The sequence below is a fragment of the Armatimonadota bacterium genome (assembly GCA_013359125.1).
Classification (GTDB): Bacteria; Armatimonadota; Fimbriimonadia; order Fimbriimonadales; family GBS-DC; genus JABWCR01.
On the sequence record JABWCR010000028.1, the window covers coordinates 1 to 20,725 of the forward strand.

14 protein-coding genes and 1 tRNA gene are annotated in these 20,725 nt (G+C 59.7%); 4 read left to right on the forward strand and 11 right to left on the reverse strand.

What is annotated here, in order from left to right:
• Positions 1 to 166: 166 nt before the first annotated feature.
• Positions 167 to 2,683: a hypothetical protein gene (locus tag HUU60_11470; GenBank protein ID NUL83325.1), complete on the reverse strand. Its 2,517-nt coding sequence runs from the start codon at positions 2,681 to 2,683 to the stop codon at positions 167 to 169.
• Between the two features lie 38 nt (positions 2,684 to 2,721).
• Between HUU60_11470 and HUU60_11475 the strand changes: the two genes are divergently transcribed.
• Positions 2,722 to 3,588: a hypothetical protein gene (locus HUU60_11475; protein ID NUL83326.1), complete on the forward strand. Its 867-nt coding sequence runs from the start codon at positions 2,722 to 2,724 to the stop codon at positions 3,586 to 3,588.
• Here HUU60_11475 and HUU60_11480 read toward each other — a convergent pair.
• The 4 genes from HUU60_11480 to HUU60_11495 form a co-directional block, all read right to left on the reverse strand.
• A complete protein-coding gene (locus HUU60_11480) occupies positions 3,513 to 4,484 on the reverse strand; it encodes a glycosyltransferase family 9 protein (GenBank protein NUL83327.1) in 972 nt (323 codons plus the stop codon). The genes HUU60_11475 and HUU60_11480 overlap by 76 nt on opposite strands.
• Entirely contained in the window at positions 4,459 to 5,475 is a 1,017-nt protein-coding gene (locus tag HUU60_11485) for a glycosyltransferase family 9 protein (protein ID NUL83328.1), read from the reverse strand. The genes HUU60_11480 and HUU60_11485 overlap by 26 nt, the downstream gene beginning before the upstream one ends.
• Positions 5,476 to 5,478: 3 nt before the next feature.
• A complete protein-coding gene (gene dnaN, locus HUU60_11490; protein NUL83329.1) occupies positions 5,479 to 6,594 on the reverse strand; it encodes a DNA polymerase III subunit beta in 1,116 nt (371 codons plus the stop codon).
• Between the two features lie 128 nt (positions 6,595 to 6,722).
• Complete coding sequence (locus HUU60_11495) at positions 6,723 to 6,914, reverse strand: hypothetical protein (protein NUL83330.1); 192 nt, start codon at positions 6,912 to 6,914, stop codon at positions 6,723 to 6,725.
• A 153-nt stretch (positions 6,915 to 7,067) separates the two neighbouring features.
• On the opposite strand from HUU60_11495, the gene HUU60_11500 reads away from it, so the two are divergent.
• Positions 7,068 to 8,891: a VWA domain-containing protein gene (locus HUU60_11500; GenBank protein NUL83331.1), complete on the forward strand. Its 1,824-nt coding sequence runs from the start codon at positions 7,068 to 7,070 to the stop codon at positions 8,889 to 8,891.
• A gap of 4 nt (positions 8,892 to 8,895) precedes the next feature.
• The gene (locus tag HUU60_11505; GenBank protein NUL83332.1) at positions 8,896 to 11,691 is read left to right on the forward strand and encodes a VWA domain-containing protein; all 2,796 of its coding nucleotides are present in this window, start codon (positions 8,896 to 8,898) and stop codon (positions 11,689 to 11,691) included.
• Here the strand turns inward: HUU60_11505 and HUU60_11510 are convergent.
• The 5 genes from HUU60_11510 to HUU60_11530 form a co-directional block, all read right to left on the reverse strand.
• Positions 11,688 to 12,377 (reverse strand): gamma-glutamyl-gamma-aminobutyrate hydrolase family protein, encoded by a 690-nt coding sequence (locus HUU60_11510; protein ID NUL83333.1) that lies wholly within the window; start codon positions 12,375 to 12,377, stop codon positions 11,688 to 11,690. The genes HUU60_11505 and HUU60_11510 overlap by 4 nt on opposite strands.
• A complete protein-coding gene (gene moeB / locus HUU60_11515; protein NUL83334.1) occupies positions 12,377 to 13,516 on the reverse strand; it encodes a molybdopterin-synthase adenylyltransferase MoeB in 1,140 nt (379 codons plus the stop codon). Before moeB ends, HUU60_11510 begins: the two co-directional genes overlap by 1 nt.
• Positions 13,517 to 13,519: 3 nt before the next feature.
• The gene (locus HUU60_11520; protein ID NUL83335.1) at positions 13,520 to 14,425 is read right to left on the reverse strand and encodes a DUF1028 domain-containing protein; all 906 of its coding nucleotides are present in this window, start codon (positions 14,423 to 14,425) and stop codon (positions 13,520 to 13,522) included.
• 48 nt (positions 14,426 to 14,473) lie between these two features.
• Positions 14,474 to 16,462, reverse strand: coding sequence for a hypothetical protein (locus tag HUU60_11525; protein ID NUL83336.1), 1,989 nt, complete (start codon positions 16,460 to 16,462; stop codon positions 14,474 to 14,476).
• A 22-nt stretch (positions 16,463 to 16,484) separates the two neighbouring features.
• Positions 16,485 to 16,559: transfer RNA gene (locus HUU60_11530), tRNA-Val, on the reverse strand.
• An 89-nt stretch (positions 16,560 to 16,648) separates the two neighbouring features.
• On the opposite strand from HUU60_11530, the gene HUU60_11535 reads away from it, so the two are divergent.
• Positions 16,649 to 20,200 (forward strand): hypothetical protein, encoded by a 3,552-nt coding sequence (locus HUU60_11535; GenBank protein NUL83337.1) that lies wholly within the window; start codon positions 16,649 to 16,651, stop codon positions 20,198 to 20,200.
• A gap of 322 nt (positions 20,201 to 20,522) precedes the next feature.
• On the opposite strand, the gene HUU60_11540 is transcribed toward HUU60_11535, so the two are convergent.
• Positions 20,523 to 20,711 carry a hypothetical protein gene (locus HUU60_11540; GenBank protein NUL83338.1) on the reverse strand — a complete coding sequence of 63 codons (189 nt, stop codon included), beginning with the start codon at positions 20,709 to 20,711 and terminating at the stop codon, positions 20,523 to 20,525.
• Positions 20,712 to 20,725 lie beyond the last annotated feature (14 nt).

Sequence of the window (20,725 nt, forward strand, 5' to 3'; positions counted from 1 at the left end):
CCCAAAATCGCTCGGGAGGGCGAGCGGCCCCGCGAGCCGAAACACCGTGCCAGGCGGAAGGTTCCAAATCGCTCGGGAGGGCGAGCGGCCCCGCGAGCCAAAGAGCCTGATCCCTCAAGCCCCCCTCCGCTCAGAAACAAAAGGAGGGGGACTCACTCAAACCGTCTTAGCAACCGTTGCCGAAGTTCTCCAGCAAGATCGCCAGATCGGTGTCGTCCACGATGCCGTCGCCGTTAAGGTCGGATGAGCCGCCAGCGGTCGAACCAAAGACGGTCAACAGCCGGGCTAAGTCCGCATCGTCCACACAGCCGTTGCCGTCGATATCGCCCAGAGGATTGAACGGCAATCGCATCCGCCACATACCGCGGCCCCAGGTCGCTGCGTTCAGATACCCGGTGCCCGCAACGAGCTTCAGGTCGTTCACCTGCACGTTGGGCAGTCCAAACGGCCGAGTGCCGTTGTACCAGGTCGCTCCACCATTGCGCGTATAGAATACGCCGACATCGGTACCGACATAGAGCCGACCCGTGTTGCCCGGCTCAACTTGTACGGTATTTGCAGGCACGTCGGGCAGTCCGGTCAGTCCAGATCCGCTGACATCGACCCAAACGCGCGTAACGGCTGCCGTGTTATCGCATCGCCAAACATGGCCGGTACCGGTACCGGAAACCGTTACCCATATGCGGGTTGGCGTCGTCGGGTCGACCACAACGCAGGTGATCGCACGGTTGGGCAAACTGGGCGATCCGGTATTGATCTGCGTCCAGTTGGTGCCCGCGTTCGATGTCATCCACAGTTCGCCCTGGTTGCTGCCGGTATAGATGTAGTTGCCGTTGCTGGGCGAGATACCAATGAAGTTGACATAGCCGCTGACAGACAACTCTTGGCTTCCTAATCGCGCCGTCCACGATTGAGAGGTTTCGCTCCAGCGCCACAGGTAGTTCGACCCGGCATAGAGCAAGTTCGGGTTGGTGTAGCTCAGTTGGATCGGCGCGATAAAGCCTCGACGGTCGCTACCGAAACTAGGCGTGATCGTGTTGCTGCTGGACCAATCGTTGGCCGTGCGATAGATGTTTAGATTCTGAGAGGTGGCGTACTGAATGTTCGGATTGCTCGGGTTGATCATGCAGAAGCCGCCGTCGCCGCCGCCCACATTGCGCCAAACGTCCAGATTGCCCGAACACTGTGGCGTGGCGTTATCCTGCGTGCCGCCCAAGAGCCGGTTCGGGTCGGTCGGATGGAACGCAGATTTGTAGAACTGGGTGATGCCCAAGCGACGATTGTTGGTCGTGTTGAAGTTCCACAGGTTTGATCCGGAGTTCCAGTTAAAGGGGAATATTCCGCCGTCGTTGCCGACCAGCGCCTCGCTGGGGTTGGACCGATTGATCGCGATGGCGTGATGATCGTTGTGGGTGAGCGCCGAGTTCGTGTAGGTCTGCCCCAGCGATTGCCATGTCGCGCCGCCGTCCGGCGACTGGACGATATCGATCAAACCGACATAGATCACGTCGGTGGTCGATCCGTCGTTGCGATTTCCCACGTCCAAGAACATGTCGTAGGTGTGCTGGCTCCAGTTGTAGTTATTGCTCCCGTTCGGGAAGCCTGCAACGATGCTGGTCCAGTTGACTCCGGCATCCGTGCTGCGCCAGATGTTGCGGTTCACGCCCGAGATGATGTAGACGTTGTTATGGTTGTTGGGCGACGCCGCCACTCGCACCGAAGATTGGAACGCCGAGCTCATCGGCGTCGTCAGTTTGGTCCAAGTCGCGCCGTCGTCTGAAGATCGCCAGATCTCGCCACCGTTCGAATGCCCGCTGACGTAGAAGTATCGCTTGTTGTTGCTGGGATTGATTCTTGAATAGGAAATGTGGCTCCAAACGGCGCTGGTCGCAATCACCATCTGCCACGTGTCGCCGCCGTCGGTCGACCGGTAGACGTTTCCATTAGTGCTCGTTCTGCGCCCGACCGTCGCTAAGATGATGTTCGGCTGCTCGGGATGGATGAGCACCTTGCTGACCGACCGCCCAGCCGACTCGGCAACGAGGTGAGCCGTCCAAGTCTGGCCGCCGTCCATAGAACGCAGAATGCCCTGGCCATATCCGCCGCCGCCAGGAAAGTCGCCCGTGCCGACATAAATCGTGTTGTGGTTGATCGGGTGGATCGCTACGCTGCTTGTTCTCATGTAAGTCCAGTCGTCGCTCATCGGCGTCCAATCGGCTCCAAAGTTCTCGGTCTTCCACAATCCGCCCACGCCAGAAGTCAAGAAGTAGCGGCCCAGTCCGCCCGGATGATAAGCGACCGAGCTTATTCGACCAATGATGTTGCCCTGGCCGTAATAGATTCGATAAGGCACCGGTAAATTGCGCGGCCCGAAATACTCCCATTGGGCCGCCATGATGCCGGCTTCCGTCGGCATGGCGTCGCGATGCAAAGCGCCTTGTTCGATCGCCTTCCAATCGACCTCGTCGTAAGGAAAGGCGCGCTGCTCGATGTAGTAAAGCCACGAAGCCATATATCCAGGACGAAAAGTGCGGCCTTCTTCCTTGGCCTTTTTGTGGTTCTCGGCAAAATAGGCCTTTAGCCTGTGCACGGAGTCGTAAATGCCATAGAAGTTCTGGCCAAATCCGGATACGAACAGACCAGCCAGAAGTGCGATTGCGGTCAAGCGAACTGTGGTTCTCATTGAGGAGCCTCCTGTTTCTACGGGTAACATTCGACGCAATGGCGCAAGATTCCTATCTTGATTCTCGGCCTGGCGGTCTTTTCCGTCTACTGCCCAGTCAACGAATTGCCGCAATTACCGGCAATGATGCTTGGCGTTTCCTTCAGGGACAGGTAACTCAAGACGTGTTAGGCATGGCGCCGGGCGAGGGCCGGGCGACGGCCTTCTGCGATCCGACCGGCCATGTATTGGGAGAAGGCTACGTGCTGAGCGACGGCGATTCGGCGCTCGTCTGTGCGAGCGATCTCGCTATCTTCGAGAGGTTGGACGGTCTCCTCTTTATGGACGACGCCGCGATCAACATACTCAACCTGACATGCACGGCCATCGTTCGCGATGCGGATCCCGAGGGCCGGTGGACGCGGAACAAAGACGAAATCGTGGTTTCGTATGATCGGACGGGCTTTGGCGGGGTTGACGTCTGGTCGCATGGTGTCCAATCCAATGGGGGATTGGACGAGAGCGGTTGGCGCGCGCTTCGATATGAGCGCGGAATGCCCGAGTACGGCATCGACGTTACAGCGAAAACGATCGCGAACGAGGCGGGCGAGCGATACATGAACCGGCGCGCATCGCTGACCAAAGGCTGTTACGTCGGTCAAGAGGTGTTGATGCGAATCTATTCGCGCGGGAGAACGCAGAGAGAATTGGCGCATATTGCCATCGAAGGAAGAGAACTACCGCCAGACGGCGCGCCGATCGCCTCGCGCGATCGCGATGACGCGGGATGGATCACCGGATGCGCTTTGACGCCGCTGGGCGCCCGCGGCATGGGCTACGTTCGACGCGACTACTGGGACGGCGCCGAATTGACCGCTATCTGGGGCAACAGTTCCTGCAAAGTCTCGATAATCTCCTCGGGCTGAATCTCTCTCAGGGCTTTTCCCGCATCGGAATGCGTCAGCTTTCGGTCCGAAGGTCGATAGATCGTGCGATGGATTTCCGTCCGATAGCCCCAGCGATGGCCGGTGTTAGGATTGTGAACGCTGACGCTGGGAACCCCGAGCGAGACTGCGATGTGCCGCAGGCCCGTATCGCTGCTGAGCCAGAGACCGCACTGAGCGATTTTGGCCATCGCTTCGCGCAATGTGGTCTTTCCAACCAGATTGAGAACCTCTCCCTTGTACTCGGACAAAAACTTCTCAGCATACTCGGCCTCGTTTTGAACGCCAAAGATCGCAATCTGCCACCCGGCTTTCGATAGAAAGCGAGCGACCGGCGCCCACCGTTCCGGCGGCCACAACCGCCGGTCGGGATCGTTCGCGCCTGGCTGGATGCCGACCCATCTGCCAGACGGAAGCCGATTAGCCTGCCTCTCCTCTTTGCTAAGCCACAATTCTGGGAGCAGATTCTTGGGTGTTGCGCCCAAGACCTCGGTCAGTTTGCACAGGCTCTCGATCTCGGTGAGCGATGGGTCTTGGCTGACGGGATGGGTCAGCAATAGCGCTCTGCTTTCGGCGCGATGACCGATTCTGATCGGTATTCTCGCCCTCCACACGGTCCATGCAGAATTGACCGAACGATCGAACACAACCGCGGCGTCAAATCCCTGATCGCGCAGGAATCTGTGATCTTCCTTGGGCTGTCGCTCAATAAGTTCGGCAATCCAGGGGCAGCCCTGCATCGCCTCGATAGCGGCCCTGCCGGACATAAGCGTCAACCGGGCCTCGGGATGGGCCTGGCGCAGCGCTCGAATAGCGGGCGTCGCCGCAACCGTGTCGCCCATAAAGCGTCGCTTAGTAACCAGCAGGATCTTTCGCAACTTTCGCCAACCTCAGTTCTACCAACTTGAAGACTTCGTCGACTGCGATCTCAGACAGGCCGTCTGGCCGGTAAATAGCCCATTCGCGCTGACCATAAGGGCCCGTTCGATCCGGATCGGTAGGGCCAAAAAGGGATACGCAAGCGGCGCCCACTGCAGACGCAATGTGCGCGCTGCCCGTATCGCCGCAGACATGAAGAGCGCTCCTCTGGATAACCCTTGCCAATTGCTTAAGCGTCGTCTGCGCGATGGTCGAGCGAAAAGCCTCCTTCTTGAAGCCCTTTGCGCGCTCGCCCAACTCTACATCGCCTGGGCCGCCCACAAAGAGCGTCTGCAGACCCAGATCGCGCTCAATTCGGTCCGAAAGCTCGGCGAAACGCTCCACGGGCCATCGTTTCCACTCGCGACCCGCCGAAGGATTGAGACTGACAAACTCCCGGTCGATCCCGACGTTAGCCAGCAGCGCGTCCGCCTTCGCTGTATCGTCGGGCGAGATTTGGATCGGAAACTCGACCGGATCGACCGTCGCCCCCAAAAACCGTGGCACATCCAGATACTGGTCCACCACGTGGACGCTTTCCGGTCGCCTCTCTACGCGCTTCATCAAAAAGCGCGAGCCCTCTCGAAGCCGATTGTATCCATATCGCCGCTTGGCGCCGCATCCGACCGTCCAAACAGCCGCCTTCAACAATCCCTGAAGATCGATCGCCAGGTCGTACCGATTGGCTCGAAGCTGCTTGGCGATCGTCCAACCTTCGCGCCATGTCGAGATCGAATAGCGCTTTGGCTTCCACTTCCTTCGCGGCAAGATGTAAAGATTGTCCAGACAGGGGTTGTCGATCAGCATGTCGGCGCTCATGTCCTCCACGATCCAATCAAGGACGATATGCGGAAACGATCGTTTTATGGCCGCTGAAACAGGCAGCGCGTGCACCACATCCCCGATCGAACTGAGCTTAACGATAAGAACTCGCCGACACTCGGCCAACATGGGCTACAGCGCCATGGGCATCACGATGCAAAGGTAGTTCTCGTCCTCTGCGGGCTTTAGCACCAATGGTCGAAGCGGATCGGTCAGTTCGATGTACAGATTGTCCCCGCCCATCGCATCGATCGCGTCCAGCAGATACTTGACGTTGCAGGCCAGCTGCACCGTATCGCCCTCGGCGACAACCCCGATCTCTTCGCGACCTTCGCCATATTGCTCGTGTCGGGCCGTGATGATCAGAGAATCGTTGCCGTCAGAACTTTTGCCCATTTCGAACGATACCTTGCCGGCCGCCGGCACGGCCAACGGCTGGAGCGTGCGCAGCGCTGGCTTCAGTTCCGAAACGTGAATCTGCCACCGTCGCGTAAACTCGGTGGGGATGACGCGCTGATAGTTGGGATAGGGGCTGGTGATGGTAGAGCCTACGATCGTTGCGAGCGGCGTTTCGTACTTCACTCGGTTGCCCGCAATGTAAAAATCCAGTTCCTCGCTCTCGGCCACGCGCGAAACGGCCTGGGCGGCCTTCAGCGGCACGATCGTTTCGATCATGTCGGCCATGCCTTGCGAAGGCAGCGCAGCCTCGACCTTTGCTAAGCGATGGGTATCGGTGGCGACCATTCGCAACGTCGATCCGTCCCACTCGGTTTTGACCCCGCGCATCGACTGGCGGGCCTCGTCCTTTGCAACGGCGAACGCGACCTTCTCCACAAGCTCGATATACTGCTTGGTGGGCAGGGTGATCTTGGCAGGGTCTTCAATCTCTGGCAGATCGGGAAATTCTAATGCAGAGAGGCTGAGGAGATTGTATTCGGAACCGGGCGCTGTAACCTTCACAGAGCCATTGGCCGCAGTTTGCACTTCAACGTCGCCGCGATTCCTGAGAGATTTGAGCACATTGAGGAAGAGATCGCCCGGCACCGTTGCCGAACCGGTGTCCTTGACCAAGGCCGGCAGTCTGCGCTCGACCCAGATTTCAAGATCGCTGGCGACCAAGCGGATGCTGTCGGCCTTTGCCTCGATCAGCAAATTGGTCAAAATGGGCAACGGGGTCTTTTCCGAAGTAACCGGCGCGACCTGTTCGGCCGCCTTAGCGAGCTCTTCGGTTGGGCAAACGAAATGCATCTCCTCTCCTCCAGACTGTCAAAAGAATTGGTACAATAGCGAGCGCGCAAGGGAAGCTTGGCGCTTTCGACTTGGGCCGCCGCCCCAAAGAGTATACCGGGAGCAGCGGCCTTAGATCATCGCTTCGACTACTTGCCGCCGAACTTCTTGTACATCTCCTCGTTGACGAACTTGAAAAGCTTCTGGCCGTCGTGGGTCGCGGTCAAGGCATAGCGCACTTGTTTCGCGCCCGACTTGGTCTTCCGCTCGTACTTCTGGGTCTTTACCTCTTTGTCGTCCACGTTCACTTTCTGACGCGCTTTTACGTTGTAAAACTCCATCGTTTCCCTCCTTGGGGTTTTTAGGCTCAACGCCCCATTCGGACTAACTATACGCTATGCCTTCCGCGATTCCTTCTGGGCCGTCAAAACTTCTCTTCGACGCGCTCTCACAGGAACCTTCCTTCTGGGCTCGAACGTATAACGACTTAATCGATGCTATTACAGGCGGCGGGGATCTTATGGTGGGCTGTGCCCGTTTGCGCCGCGCTTATTGCGCTCTATTTGCTTAAGATGCGGCGCAGCGACGCAACCGTGCCCGCGCTCTTCCTTTGGCCGCAGATCATGACCGATGTGCGCGCCAACGCGCTGTTTCAAAAACTCCGACCGAACCTTTTGCTCTTCCTCCAGCTGCTTTTTCTGTGCCTGCTGATTTTTGCGCTGGCTCGGCCATCCGCCAAAAGTTCCGCACCGATAGGATCCGCCACGGCTATCGTCATCGACGCCTCCGCAAGCATGAAGGCCAAGGATGCCGCCCCATCCCGCTTCGATGCTGCTAAGAACCGGGCCCTTGCCCTGGTCGGCGCGATGTCGCCGACCGACCAGATAGCCGTCATCTCGGCCGGAGCAGAAGCAAAGTCCGCCGCCTCGCTCACATCGGACAAGAAGCGCCTTCAAGACGCGATTCGCTCATTAACCCCCCAAGACGCGGCGTCCGACATGGGCGAAGCCTTGCGACTGGCCTCGGCGCTGGTCGGCCAGCGCGACGGCTCCAAAATCCTGCTGCTGTCCGATGGCGCATTTCAAGAAGTTGCTAACTTCTCCCCTGGCAAAGCCGCCGTTACTTTTGAGTCGTTTGGATCGACCGGCGAGAACGTTGGCATCGTCGCCCTCGACTCCAGCGAGACGGCGACAGGCGTGCGAAGCTTCGCTTCCATCAAGAACTTCGGCGCCAAGCCCGCCGAGATTCGGCTTGGCATTTACGCCGATGGCTCGCTGATCGATGCCAAGGACTTTACCGTCCAGCCCGGTCGGTCGGTCGGACACGAATGGTCTGCTCCCAAACGGGCCGAATGGATCGAAGCGAGAATCGAGACCGACGACGCCTTAGAGTCCGACAACCGAGCCTACTGGTACGCGGGCGGCGGCCGCAAGACCCAGGTTCTGCTGATCGGAGCGGGCAACTTCTTCCTCGAACGCGCTCTGAGCCTCGAACCGACCATCGACCTCGACAAAGCCTCCACCGTGCCCGAAACCGCTCGCAAAGAAGCCCGCTACGACATCGCGATCTTTGACGGCGTCCAGCCACAGCCGGTCAATGCCAAGGGCATCTGGATGATCGGCGGCCAACCGCACGAAATGGCACAATTGTCGGGCGAGTTGAAAGAACCCAGCCTATCGACATCGGCCCGCAACCACCCCATAATGCGCCATGCCGAATTGGGCGCCGCTTACATCGAGAAAGCCGTTAGAGCAACCGCCGCCGACTGGGCAACGCCCCTCGCAGAGTCCGGAGACGCAGCCCTCATCATTGCGGGCGAAAGATCGGGCCAAAGGCGCTTGTGGATGGCTTGGGACATCATGCAAAGCGATGTCGCCTTACAGCCCGGCTTTCCTATCTTCGCCGCTAACGCCGCGCGATGGCTGGCGGGCGAAACGCGCGAGAACAGGGGCTTTGCCGCACGAACGGGACAGCCTATCCGAATCTCCCATCCCTCCAACAACGGGCGCTTTCAACTTCAACTTCCAAATGGTTCAATCGCTCAGCTCACGGGCGGCGAGAACGGCGTCAGTTTGCGCGAAGCCGTCTATGCGGGTCAATACCGTCTGAGAGGCGAAGCGCTCGACCTGATATTTGCTTTGAGCCTGCTGAACCAGCAAGAATCGAACATCCAGCCGCAGAAGCAAACCCTGCTGGGCGGCAAAACGACCGTCGCCAGCGGTCGCGCGCTTGCCCTAAAGGAGCTGTGGCTATACTTCGCTTTCCTCGCTCTCATGCTTTTGGCCGTCGAATGGCTCGTATTTATCAGGCGGAGCTGATGCGTTGAGGTTCGCCAATCCGGAATATTTGCTGCTCATCCCGGTCGCCGTCGCATTCGTCCTCATGTCTGGGCGGCGCTATCTGGGCGTCAACCGATTGCGCAAACGCATTGCCATGGCCTTCCGGCTTATTGTCGCAACGCTCCTCATCTTTGCTATTGCCGGATGGCAAAGCGTCGGCCAAAACAAAGGCGTCTGCACGATTTTCCTGCTCGACATGAGCGACAGCGTTCCAGAGGATGCGCGAAGACAAGCCGAAGAGTACATAAGCCAGGCCGCCAAGCATTTGGGCGACAACGATAAGATCGGCATCGTGGCCTTTGGCGAAGAGCCGCTGGTTGACACGACGCCGGCCAACGTCCGACAAGTTGGAAGGCTGTTGTCGGCGCCCGGAAAGCAAGGCACCGACATCGCTGCGGCGGCCAGATTGGCGATGGCGCTCTTCCCCGACGGCCACGGCCGTCGAATCGCCCTGCTTTCGGACGGAAACGAAACGAACGGGGACGCCGCGGCAAGCTCTTTGACAGCCGCCGCAGAACAGGTGGAAATCGACACGATCCAACTGGCCTCGGCAAAACCTAAAAAGGACGCGCTCATCGCCGAGGCGATCGCGCCCAGTGAGGTCAAGATCGGCGAGCCGTTCAATCTGCGCGTCAACGTCGACTCGTCCGACCAAACGACCGGCATTCTGCGCGTAGACCTGGACGGCCGCACGATTAGCGAGGCGAAAGTCTCCCTCTCTCCTGGCAAAAACAACCTGATTGTTCCCATCCAGACCGAACGCCCCGGGTTCTTTCGCTATCGAGCGACCCTTGAAATCGATAGCGACGGCGACCCGCGCAACAACGTCGGACGCGCTTTCGTGGCGGTCCGAGGCAAACCGACCGTGCTGGTGGCTTCCGGGACGAACTCAAACGCGCTCGTCTCGTCGCTTCGCCAGCACGATATCGATGTGGAAAGCGCGCCCTTGGGCGCCTTTCCCTCGCGACCGACCGACCTGCAGCGCTACGATCTGGTCGTGCTGAACGACTACCCGGCCGACGGGCTTAGCGCGGCTCAGATGCTCATGCTTCAAGCCGCGGTCCGAGACAGCGGCACAGGTTTCGCCATGATCGGCGGCGAACGCTCGTTCCTATCAGGCGGCTACTACGAAACGCCCATCGCCGAGATGCTCCCGGTCGATCTCAACGTCCGCCAGCGCAAGACCTTCCCCGCCGCGACGGTGGTCATCGCCATCGACATCTCCGGATCGATGGCGATGGTCGAGGGCGGCTATCAAAAGGTGCAGTTGGCCGGACACGCCGCCATGCAAACGCTGAAGCTGCTGAGGCCCGACGATCGATTTGGCGTGATCGTCAGCGGCACCGGAGTCGACTGGCTAACGCCTATCCAAGAGGCCGCCAAGCGACAAGAAGCGATGGACAAAATCTCTCGTATTTACGCAGGCGGCGGCGGAATCTATGTGCGTCCGAGTTTGGAGTACGCCTACCGCGCTCTGACTGCCGAGAAGACGCGCACTCGCCATCTGATCGTACTGGCCGACGGAAACGACGCGGACGAGCAGCAGGGTTGCATCCCTTTGGCCGCTTCGCTTGCCTCGCGCGGCGTTACGCTTTCAGTCGTCTCGTTAGGTCAAGGCAAGGACGCGCCCTTCCTTCAACAATTGGCCGCTGCAGGCAAAGGCAACTTCTTCCTTGCTCAACGCGCCAGCGATCTGCCAAAACTCTTTACGGCGGACGTTGCGCTGATGACACGATCGGCGATCGAGGAAGGCGCGTTCTTACCCAAAGTTACATCGGACGAGCTTCTTCGCGGCATCGATTGGAGCAGCGCTCCGCCGCTCTTGGCCTACAATCTCGTCTCGGACCGTCCATTGGCGCGCACTCTGATGCGAACCCATAAGGACGACCCTCTCTTTGCCATCTGGCGATACGGGCTCGGCTCGTCCATCGCCTTCGCATCCGATTCTGGCCCGCGCTGGGCGCAACGGTGGCTCGGCTGGAACGGGTACGGCGCATTTTGGTCGCAGACCCTGCGCGGCGCGCTCAGACAGCGCGGCAAAACCGACCATACCATCCTAGTCCGACGCGAAGGCAGCCGCGCCATCGTCGAGATGCAGGCCTTTGACGCTTTGGGCAATCCGATCAACTTCTTGTCCCCAAACGTTCGCGCCTCCAGACCGGATGGCAGCAGCCTTGACCTCAAGCTGAACCAAACCGCGCCGGGCAAGTACGAAGCGGAGATGGAAGCCAAACAAATCGGCGACTACCTGTTGACCTATGTCGAGCAATCCTCCGCGGGCGAACCTCTGACGACCACGACCGCCTTTGCCGTGCCCTACCCGCCCGAATATCGGTTTGCACGGCCCGACGAGCCCCTGATGCGAAGAATTGCCGAGTTATCGGGCGGGAGGGCAAATCCCAGGCCGGAAGAGCTCTTTAGACCGGTCAGGCAGACCGGCACATCGGTCAAAGACTTGTGGCCGCTCTGCCTCTGGCTGGCAACTGGGCTCTTCCTGATCGATGTCGCCATTCGCCGCGTCGGCCTGCCGGTCGCCTTGTTTCGAGAAGCCGCGCAGGCTATTCGCGCCCGGCTTCGCCGCCAGCCCAGAATCAGAACTGAGCCGGTCGGTACAACTGGCAAACTTCTGACGGTAAAATCCAGGACGACAAAGACCGAGCCGCCGCCACAGATCAAGGTCGAAACGCCGTCGAAATCTCCTGTCCCTCCACCCCCGGAACCCAGCGGAGACACGATGTCCGAACTGCTGAAGAAGAAACGCGAGCGAAAGGGAAGCTAACGGCAAGAATCGACAAACGCCTTGAACAACCGTTTGGTGTGCTCGGCTTCGGGCGTCTTCTCTGGATGCCACTGAACGCCGACGAAGAAAGGCAGCTTCGGATCCTCGAACGCCTCGACAACGCCATCGTCCGACTCGGCGGTAACCACCAGTCCCCGCCCCATTCGATTGGCACACTGATGGTGCGAGCTTGCGCTCTCGATCTCCGTCTCTCGGATGATCTCCTGCAACCGCCCCTTTGGCAGAATCCTAACGGAGTGCGGCACGAAGGTCCCGGACCGAGCGTGAGTAATGTCGCTCCCAAACTTTAGCGGCAAGTGCTGAATCAAGTCGCCGCCGCGGTGCACATTGATCAGTTGCGAGCCATAACAGATCCCCATCACCGGAAGCCTGCCGTCCGCAGCCGTCAGCATCGCCTTATCGAACTGGTACCGTTCGTGCGCGACCAGATTTGTTTCCGGCGCTTTGTCTTGCCCGTATTCCTTAGGATCGATATCCGGCCCGCCCGGAATCAATAGACCGTCGATCATCGAAAGCAACTGGGCGATTTGCTTCTGAGGCGCTAAGATCAGCGCAACCCCGCCAGCCTCCTCTACGCATCGCACATAGCCATGATCCAACTGCACCATCGGGCCGTTCTCGGCGTCCTTCCAAGAAGCCGTAATGCCAATAACGGGCATCTTCATCAATACTTCTTGACCTCGGGATCGATCGTATCGGCCCATCCGTTCATGCCGGTCGCCAAATTATAAACCTGCTTAAATCCTTGGTCCAATAGATAGTCCGTAACCTTTGCGCTTCGATTCCCCGTGCGGCAGATCACGACGATCTCAGCGTCCGCGTCCAATTCGTCCATCCGATACGGCACGTCCTCCATCGGAATGTGCACAATGCCGGGCAATTGGCTGATCTGAAGCTCGTGCGGCTCGCGAATGTCCAACAGCACTAAACGGTCTCCGCGGTCCATCCGGTCCTTTAGCGTTTGTGGGTCGATCTCGTTCAAATTTGGCTCCTCGGGGAATATACCGCAGAACTGCTCGTAATCGATCAACTCCTTCACCGTCGGATTGTCGCCGCACGCCGGACAATCGGGATCGCGCCGAATCTTCATCTCGCGCCATCGCATTTCCAAAGCGTCGAACAGCAACAGCCTTCCGACCAAACTTTCGCCCTTGCCCAAAATCAATTTGATCGCCTCGGTTGCCTGCACCAGCCCGATAATGCCCGGCAATACGCCCAAGACGCCGCCCTCCGCGCAACTGGGCACTAATCCGGGCGGCGGCGGCTCGGGATAGAGACAACGGTAGCACGGTCCACCGGGAGCGCCGAACACGCTGGCCTGGCCGTCGAACCGAAAGATGCTGCCGTAACAGTTCGGCTTTCCCGCCAGCACGCAGGCGTCGTTCACCAAATAGCGCGTTGGAAAATTGTCCGCCCCGTCCAGCACAATGTCGAACTGCGAGACGATCTCCAGCGCGTTCTTTGAGGTCAGTCGCTCGGCGAACGGCACGACCTGCACATTTGGATTAATGGCCGTTATCTTCTCCGCAGCCGATTCGATCTTGGAGCGCCCCTCGTCGGTTGTAAAATGGATCACCTGGCGATGGAGGTTGGAGGCGTCCACTGCGTCAAAATCGACAATGCCCAGCGAGCCGACGCCCGCTGCAGCCAGATAGAGCGCCGAGGGCGAGCCAAGACCGCCCATGCCGACCAGCAAAACCTTGGCCGCCTTGAGCTTCAATTGTCCTTCCATGCCCACTTCGGGCAGGATGATATGGCGGCTGTAGCGCTGCGCCTCCTCCGGGGTGAGGGCTGTGGCGATCACTCTCTACCTCAACACGCCTTGCCGCTTGGCTTCGTCCCGGATCGCGTCTAAATCCGAATCCTGATTGGCATGGCTCATCATCGTTGGATCCAACTGAAGCGCCTTCTTCAGGCTCGCCAGCGCCGCATCGCGCCGACCCGCCATCGATTGCCCGCAAGCCAGATTGTACCAATGCGTGCCGTTGTCCGGCTCCTCGTTCACCAACGCCTGAAAAGTCGCAATCGCCTGATCCCACTGCTTCTTTTGCAGCTCGTCGTATCCGCGCATCATGCGGGCAAAGCGCAGCTTCATCCCGAGCAAGCGTCTGAGTTCGGCCACCGGCTCTTTGTGGTCGTCCACGCGCAGGTCGACGTATTTGTCGTCAAAGCCGCCGTAGCCGCCCTTCTTGCGCATCACGATCATGCCCGCCGACTGTTTGCCTCGACTATCGCCGCCCGCCGCTTCGCCCGCCTCCAGCGCGGCCATCATCTTGAGCGCAATCTCGCCCTCGGTCGTCTCGAACGCGCGCGCCATCGCCTGCACCACGTTCTCGCCGGTCAAGATATTGCCCTGACAGCTGTAGTTGGGCCCGCTCGCCGCGCCGCACCACTTGAGGCATCGGTCGCCGGTGAAGTTAGCCGTGCGGCCTCGGGCATCGATGACGGCCAACTGTCGCCGCCCCTTATCCTGATCGGGATCGGTCAACCGCTTGATCGCGTCTTGAGGGTTGACTTTATTTCGCAGCATCTCCAACCCTTTGGGGCCATAAGTCGTGTTGGCGAACGATTGAGTGGCGATCGCGCCGACGCCCGCCTCGGCAAAGGGCACCACCGACGCGCACGCCAACACGCGCGATGCGACGGCCACGCCCAAATCGCCGTTCTTGGGATCAAAAGCGACAATGCTAAACGTCCCAGCCATATCGATCATAGTGAAGGAGATTTTACCTTGGAGCGAGGTCGGCAGAGTCGATCAAGCTCACTTATCCAACCCAACCCCAACCTGACTCTGAGACGCCTTGTCGTTCTGGCGCGACCAGTGCAGCCAAGACAACCGATTCCCCGCAAAGGCAGCCTCGGTCGGGTAAACGTCCTCGCCGGCGCCGTCTATAAACAGCCCCAAACAGAGCGATCGGCCCCTGTGAGAGCCTAATTCAGATGGGTTGGCACGGCCTAAGTTCGCGCTGTTCGATCGGATGCTGTAGCGGTCGTTCCCAGCAAGATCGCAAAATACTCCAATGCCGTTCGCGTTTCCGCCTCCCAATGCCAGACTCGGCGCGTCATATCGATCGTCGCCCGCCCGATCCAGCAGATACCCAATGCTAAAGTCGTGCCCGGCGCCCTGCGCCATGTTCATAGTCGCCGTATAACTATCGTTCCCGCTCTCGTCCAATAGATAGCCGATGCCAAAGTGCGCCGCCGAGCCTTGCACGTACCAAACTCCCTTGTACTCGTCGTTGCCGCCCAAATCCAGCAGCATCCCCATAGCGTTCCAATATCCCGCGCCCTGACCGAACAGCCCGCAGCTATAATGGTCGTCGCCCGAGGCATCGATCAGCGCGCCAAACCCGCCGCCCAACGAATGGCCATCGATATAATCGCCTCGCCGGCCATAGCCCATTCCCTGGCTCAGGTTCGCATTGTGCTCCGCAGTTTGAGGCGATGGAAAGTCGATCTGCGCGTCGTTCGCCTCATAAACGTCGTTGCCCTTCAAATCCAGCAGAAGCCCAAAGCCCATCGTGCCGCCAAATCCCTGGCTGGTCTGAAAAGCCTGATAGCGATCGTCGCCATCGTGGTCGATCAGCGCGCCCACGCCAAAGGTCGCTGAGCCTTGACACCTAGCATAGCCGTCGTATGTATCCTTCCCGCCTTGATCTGCCAAAACCCCGACGCCAAATTCCCCGCTGCCCATGCCGGCGGACGCCGAACGATAAGCGTCGTCGCCTTTAAGATCGAACAGAATGCCATAGCCCAAGCATCCGCCGCCAAAAGCCATGCCTCCAGCGTTCTTGCGCTGTGCGTCCTGAGCCACAGGCCCTTCTCCCAAAACGTACCGATCGTTGCCATCAAGGTCTATAAGCACAGAAGCAAAGTTGGCCGCCGACGCGGTCGCCCCCCCGCCCAGATAGACGTCGTCGCCCCCGGTATCGATAATCAGCAGATAGGCGCCCGGCTCGTAACGGTCGTTCCCCCCGCCTCTCAGAGCAACCTTGCCCCAAGGCGTATCGAAGTCCACGGCAAATGGCTGGGGTAGCTCCGCCTGCGAGAGCTGCCGAGCAGCCTCCTCGACCGCCGCGATCAGGTCGTGCGCGCCAGCAATCAGCAGTTTCAGATCGACCGACCGCATGATCGGAAGGCTCTGCCAAAACGCTTCCCGTCCGTCGCCCTGAGAGACCGGCTTCGTCAATCGGTCGTACATAGCCTGCAAATCGCCCGCCTGCAAAAGCGCGCGATCTCGCCATGACTTTGCCTCGATAGCGGCCAGGATGATCAGCGCCGCCTGCTGTTGAACAGGCGCCGGAACCAACCGAACGTCCAAATCGTCGGGCGCGGTCTCTTCCGCGTACACAGCCTTGATCGCATCGGCCAGCGCGGTCGGCGACTGGGCTCTCTCGATCAGCCGCGCAATGGGATTGCCCAAAAGCTTCCGCCTTGTGCCCCGGTTCAAATGCCCGGCGCAAATCTCCACAATCGAAGAAGGGCTGCCGGTCTGAGCCATGATTTGATGCTTAAGAATGCCCGCATAGGCTGGAATCTCAAAAGGGTTCTCGAAGTAGCTTCGAAACGTCTCCAGCACAAACTCGTCGTGGTTGATAAAGCGCAGCCCGGCCAGATCGAACTTCGCGGTCTCGACGCTCAGGCTGGCCTTCCCCAGAGCTTCGTTCAGCAATTCGTCCGATGGTCCTTGGGAAAACGCGAGCGAAAAGAGAAGCAGACAAACGGCCAGACAGACTCCGGTTCTTATCATGGTGTCGGGGATTGTACCGAAGTGGTGGGCGGTACATGAATTGAACATGTGACCCCCTCGACGTCAACGAGGTGCTCTACCGCTGAGCTAACCGCCCACTGCCGGGCAGAGAGTATACCCGACGCGCAAAAAATACCCGGCTAAATTGCGTGCGAGTCGGCCCAGAAACATGCTATATTACAGTAAATGAGCGTCAAGACGAGCGCCAAGGGGGTTGGGGTTCTATTGGGCGGCGTGGCGGGCGCCGCCGCAATGGGGCCGCTCGGCGCCTATTTTGGGGCCTCCTTGGGCACGGCCGCCGCCGGCGTTCTGAGCGCCGAAGCGGTTGCGGCCATCAGCGACGGAATTGCTGCGATCGGCGTCGAGATGATCGGCAGAGCGCTGGGCGACTTCAAAAACAACCGCCAAGAGAAAGAGCGTCTGAAGCTCAATCACGACGTTGCCCGGGCGGTTACTCAGGCCTTGGCCAATGCGATGCATAACGAGGCCAAAGACGACCTGACCCGATTCTGGGCAAAAGGGCTGGAGTACGCGGCTAAGAATACGGAGGCGCACCAGAACCTCTACAAAACCGCGCACGAACCGAACTGGGAGCAAGAGACCCTTAAGAATCTGAGCGATTCAGAGAAGTTGGACGATCTGGTGTGGAAGGATGTATGCAACTTCCTCCTGCGCCTTCCCGAGTGGCCCGGCGATTGTTGCCGTCCGTGGTATGCGCTCGGCTTTAACCGACGTGCCTTGAAAGTCAATCAAGTATCGGAACCAGACCGCACCCAACGATTAGTAGGCCTCCGCGACAAGGTTCTGCCCAAAATGGTCAAGGCCTATGCCGATGCGATAGCGAAAGATCCCATTGCCCGTGATAAATCTTTCCACTACATGCTTCAGGTCATCGCCCAAGCACAAAAGGTCGACAGCGCAAAGCTCGACCAAATCCTAGGGCAGCTAAAAGACCTGAAGCCCGCCGACCATTCCAGCCTCCTCTTGGGTCAAGCAAGCGATGAAGTCCGCAAGATATTCTCGGATCTTGAGGCTGCCATTCGCGATGAAGGCAAGAAGACGCGAGAACATGTAACCAAGACGACCAAAGAGATCAAGAAGGACACAGAAGCCATCAAAGCAGGCGTCGCCGCTGTCCATGCCGATGTCAAGAAGCTCCAAGGCGCCCACGCCCTCATCCCGTCCAACCTCCCCAAAGACCCCGTAACCGCAGAGATTGAACGGCCGGAACTGATGAAGGAGATCGGCACGAAGCTCCAGAATGGCCCCGCCGTGCGGATGGGCGGCAGGGCCACCCTCCAGGGCCACGGCGGGCAGGGCAAGACGACCCTCGCCTACGCCTACGGTCGTGCGAACTTCGACAACTACCCCGGCGGCGTCTATGTCGTCAACTGCGCGGGCGCCCAGATCGTCGAGCCGTTTGTAGCCTTGCGATTACAAAACGAGAAGGTAGGCGAACCGCCGCCCGAGCATCCCGAACAGATCGTGAGCGCGCTGCTATCCGATCCAAACAAGAAGGCACTCGTCATCTTCGACAACGTCGACTCCAAAGAGCAGTGGGACGAGTTCGTCCCCCTCTTGCCCAATTGCGACATCATCGTGACCACCCAGGACGAGAATATCGATCCCCAAGGCGCGATCAAAGTAGAGCATTTCAGCTTCGAGCAGGCGCGAAAACTTCTGGGCAACTACCGAGAGTCTGCGCTGAAGGCTGAAAACGAACAAAACATAAAGAGCATACACAGGGATACGGAAGGCCTCGCCGCCCTCATCGCAGCGATCGGCATGGCCATGAGTCTTGACAAATCAGACGGCTGGTCTAACTATGCCAATTGGCTGGCCAATGTCGATATCGGCCAATATCCCAAATTGAAGCACTATCCGCATACGACCGCGGCTATTCTGGACGGCCTGCGATCCAAACTCACACAACCTCAGCAACGAGTCCTGGAGTATGCCTCGCTGCTCCCGCCAGAGGCCCTTCGAGAGTGGTGGCTGAAATGGCTGCTTCAGCATGACGGCGTCGATCTGGGCACGGACAGCCGCGGCGAGCCGCGAGAGCCTTCGTGGCACTTGGAAGGCCTAAAGGACCTCGGACTGTTGAGGCCGATGGACGAAGCGGGCGAGACTTGGTCCATCAACCGCTTGCACCTGAAGAGGGCGCAGGAAGCGTTGTCGGCGACGATGACCGTAACAGATCCGATGGCATCGAAGTTGGTCGAACTTGCACGCACGGCGTTTGAGCGTGCGCGGGTCTCCCAAGAAGAGCTGCGCTATTCGCACGCAATCGACTTTTATACGCAGTGCATCCTCATCATGGAGTCGCAGCGCGAGGCGCTAGGCAAGTTGTGGCCAGCCGAGTTCCAGAACAACCTGGCCGGGGCCTACGCAAACCGCGGCAGCGCCAAACAGGACCTGCAACAGTTCGGCGCCGCCATCGCGGATTACGGCGAGGCGATCGAGATCAGGGAGGCGCTGCGCGAGGCCTTTGAGGAGTCGGGCCAGCCGTGGCCGGCCGAGTTCCAGAACGACCTGGCCAAGGCCTACCTAAACCGCGGCAACGTAAAACAAGACCTGCAACAGTTCGACGCCGCCATCGCGGACTACGGCGAGGCGATCAAACTGATGAAGGCGCTGCGCGAGGCCTTTGAGAAGTCGGGCGAGCAGTGGCCCGCCCAGTTCCAGAACGACCTGGCCGGGGCCTACATGAACCGCGGCAACGCCAAAAAGGGCCTGCAACAGTTCGGCGCCGCCATCGCAGACTACGGCGAGGCGATCGAGATCAGGGAGGCGCTGCGAAAGGCCTTTGAGGAGTCGGGCCAGCCGTGGCCGGCCGAGTTCCAGAACGACCTGGCCAAGGCCTACATGAACCGCGGCAACGCAAAACAGGGCCTGCAACAGTTCGGCGCCGCCGTCGCGGACTACGGCAAGGCGATCGAGATCATGGAGACGCTGCGCGAGGCCTTTGAGGAGTCGGGCCAGCCGTGGCCGGCCGAGTTCCAGAACGACCTGGCCGCGGCCTACCTAAACCGCGGCGTCGCCCGGAACGGCCTGCAACAGTTCGGCGCCGCCGTCGCGGACTGCGGCGAGGCGATCGAACTGATGAAGGCGCTGCGCAAGGCCTTTGAGGAGTCGCGCCAGCCGTGGCCGGCTGCGTTCCAGAACGACCTGGCCAGGGCCTACATGAACCGCGGCAACGCAAAACAGGGCCTGCAACAGTTCGACGCTGCCATCGAGGACTGCGGCGAGGCGATCAAACTGATGAAGGCGCTGCGCAAGGCCTTTGAGGAGTCGCGCCAGCCGTGGCCGGCTGCGTTCCAGAACGACCTGGCCAGGGCCTACCTAAACCGCGGCAACGCCCAGCAGGGCCTGCAACAGTTCGGCGCCGCCATCGCGGACTACGACAAGGCGATCCAGATCAGGGTGGCGCTGAGAAAGGCGCTGGGCGACCAATGGCCGGCCCAGTTCCAGAACGACCTGGCCAAGGCCTACATGAACCGCGGCAACGCCCAACAGGGCCTGCAACAGTTCGGCGCCGCCGTCGAGGACTACGACAAGGCGATCGAAATAGCCAGAAACTTACGCGCCCTGCTCGAGCCGCGCGGTCATTGGGCGCCAGAACTCCGATACCTCTACGCCTTGATCCTAGGTAATCGGGCGATTGCTTATGATGAAGTCGGCCAGCACTATCTCGCCATAGCCGACCGAGAAGAAGCCGAGTCCGTCTGGCCTGCCTGATCCCTCCACACCCGCCGTTCGGTGTGGAGGGTTTAGGGCGCTTTGGCTCGCGGGGACGCTTGCCCTTCCGTAAAAGCCGCCGTTTCGCGATCCCGCGATCCTTCCACACCCGCCGTTTGGTGTGGAGGGTTTAGAGTAAGCGAAGGCGTCGAATCTGGCTGAAAGCCTCCACAGCAGGCGCTCTCTCTCGGCTCGCAGGGCGATAGGGCGTTCGAAGTGCCAGAAGTCGGCGAGCGCGACCTATATCCCTCCACACCTGCGGGTGTGGAGGGATCACGGTAACGGCGGGGGCGGAGGGATCGGCACGGCGGGGGCGGAGGGATTAGTACTCGCCCACCGTTAAACCTGCCACAGGGTCCCAGAGTCCTTCGTCATAAAGCCTCGCGCTGGACCATCGATAGTCGGCTGCTCTCTCGACCAAGCCCGCCTCCACCGAGTTATTGTGAATGTAGCGCGCCTTCTCCCAAAACACGGTCTCGCCCTGGACTTCGAATGCGCGAAACGACCTCATCCAAAACCGGCGGT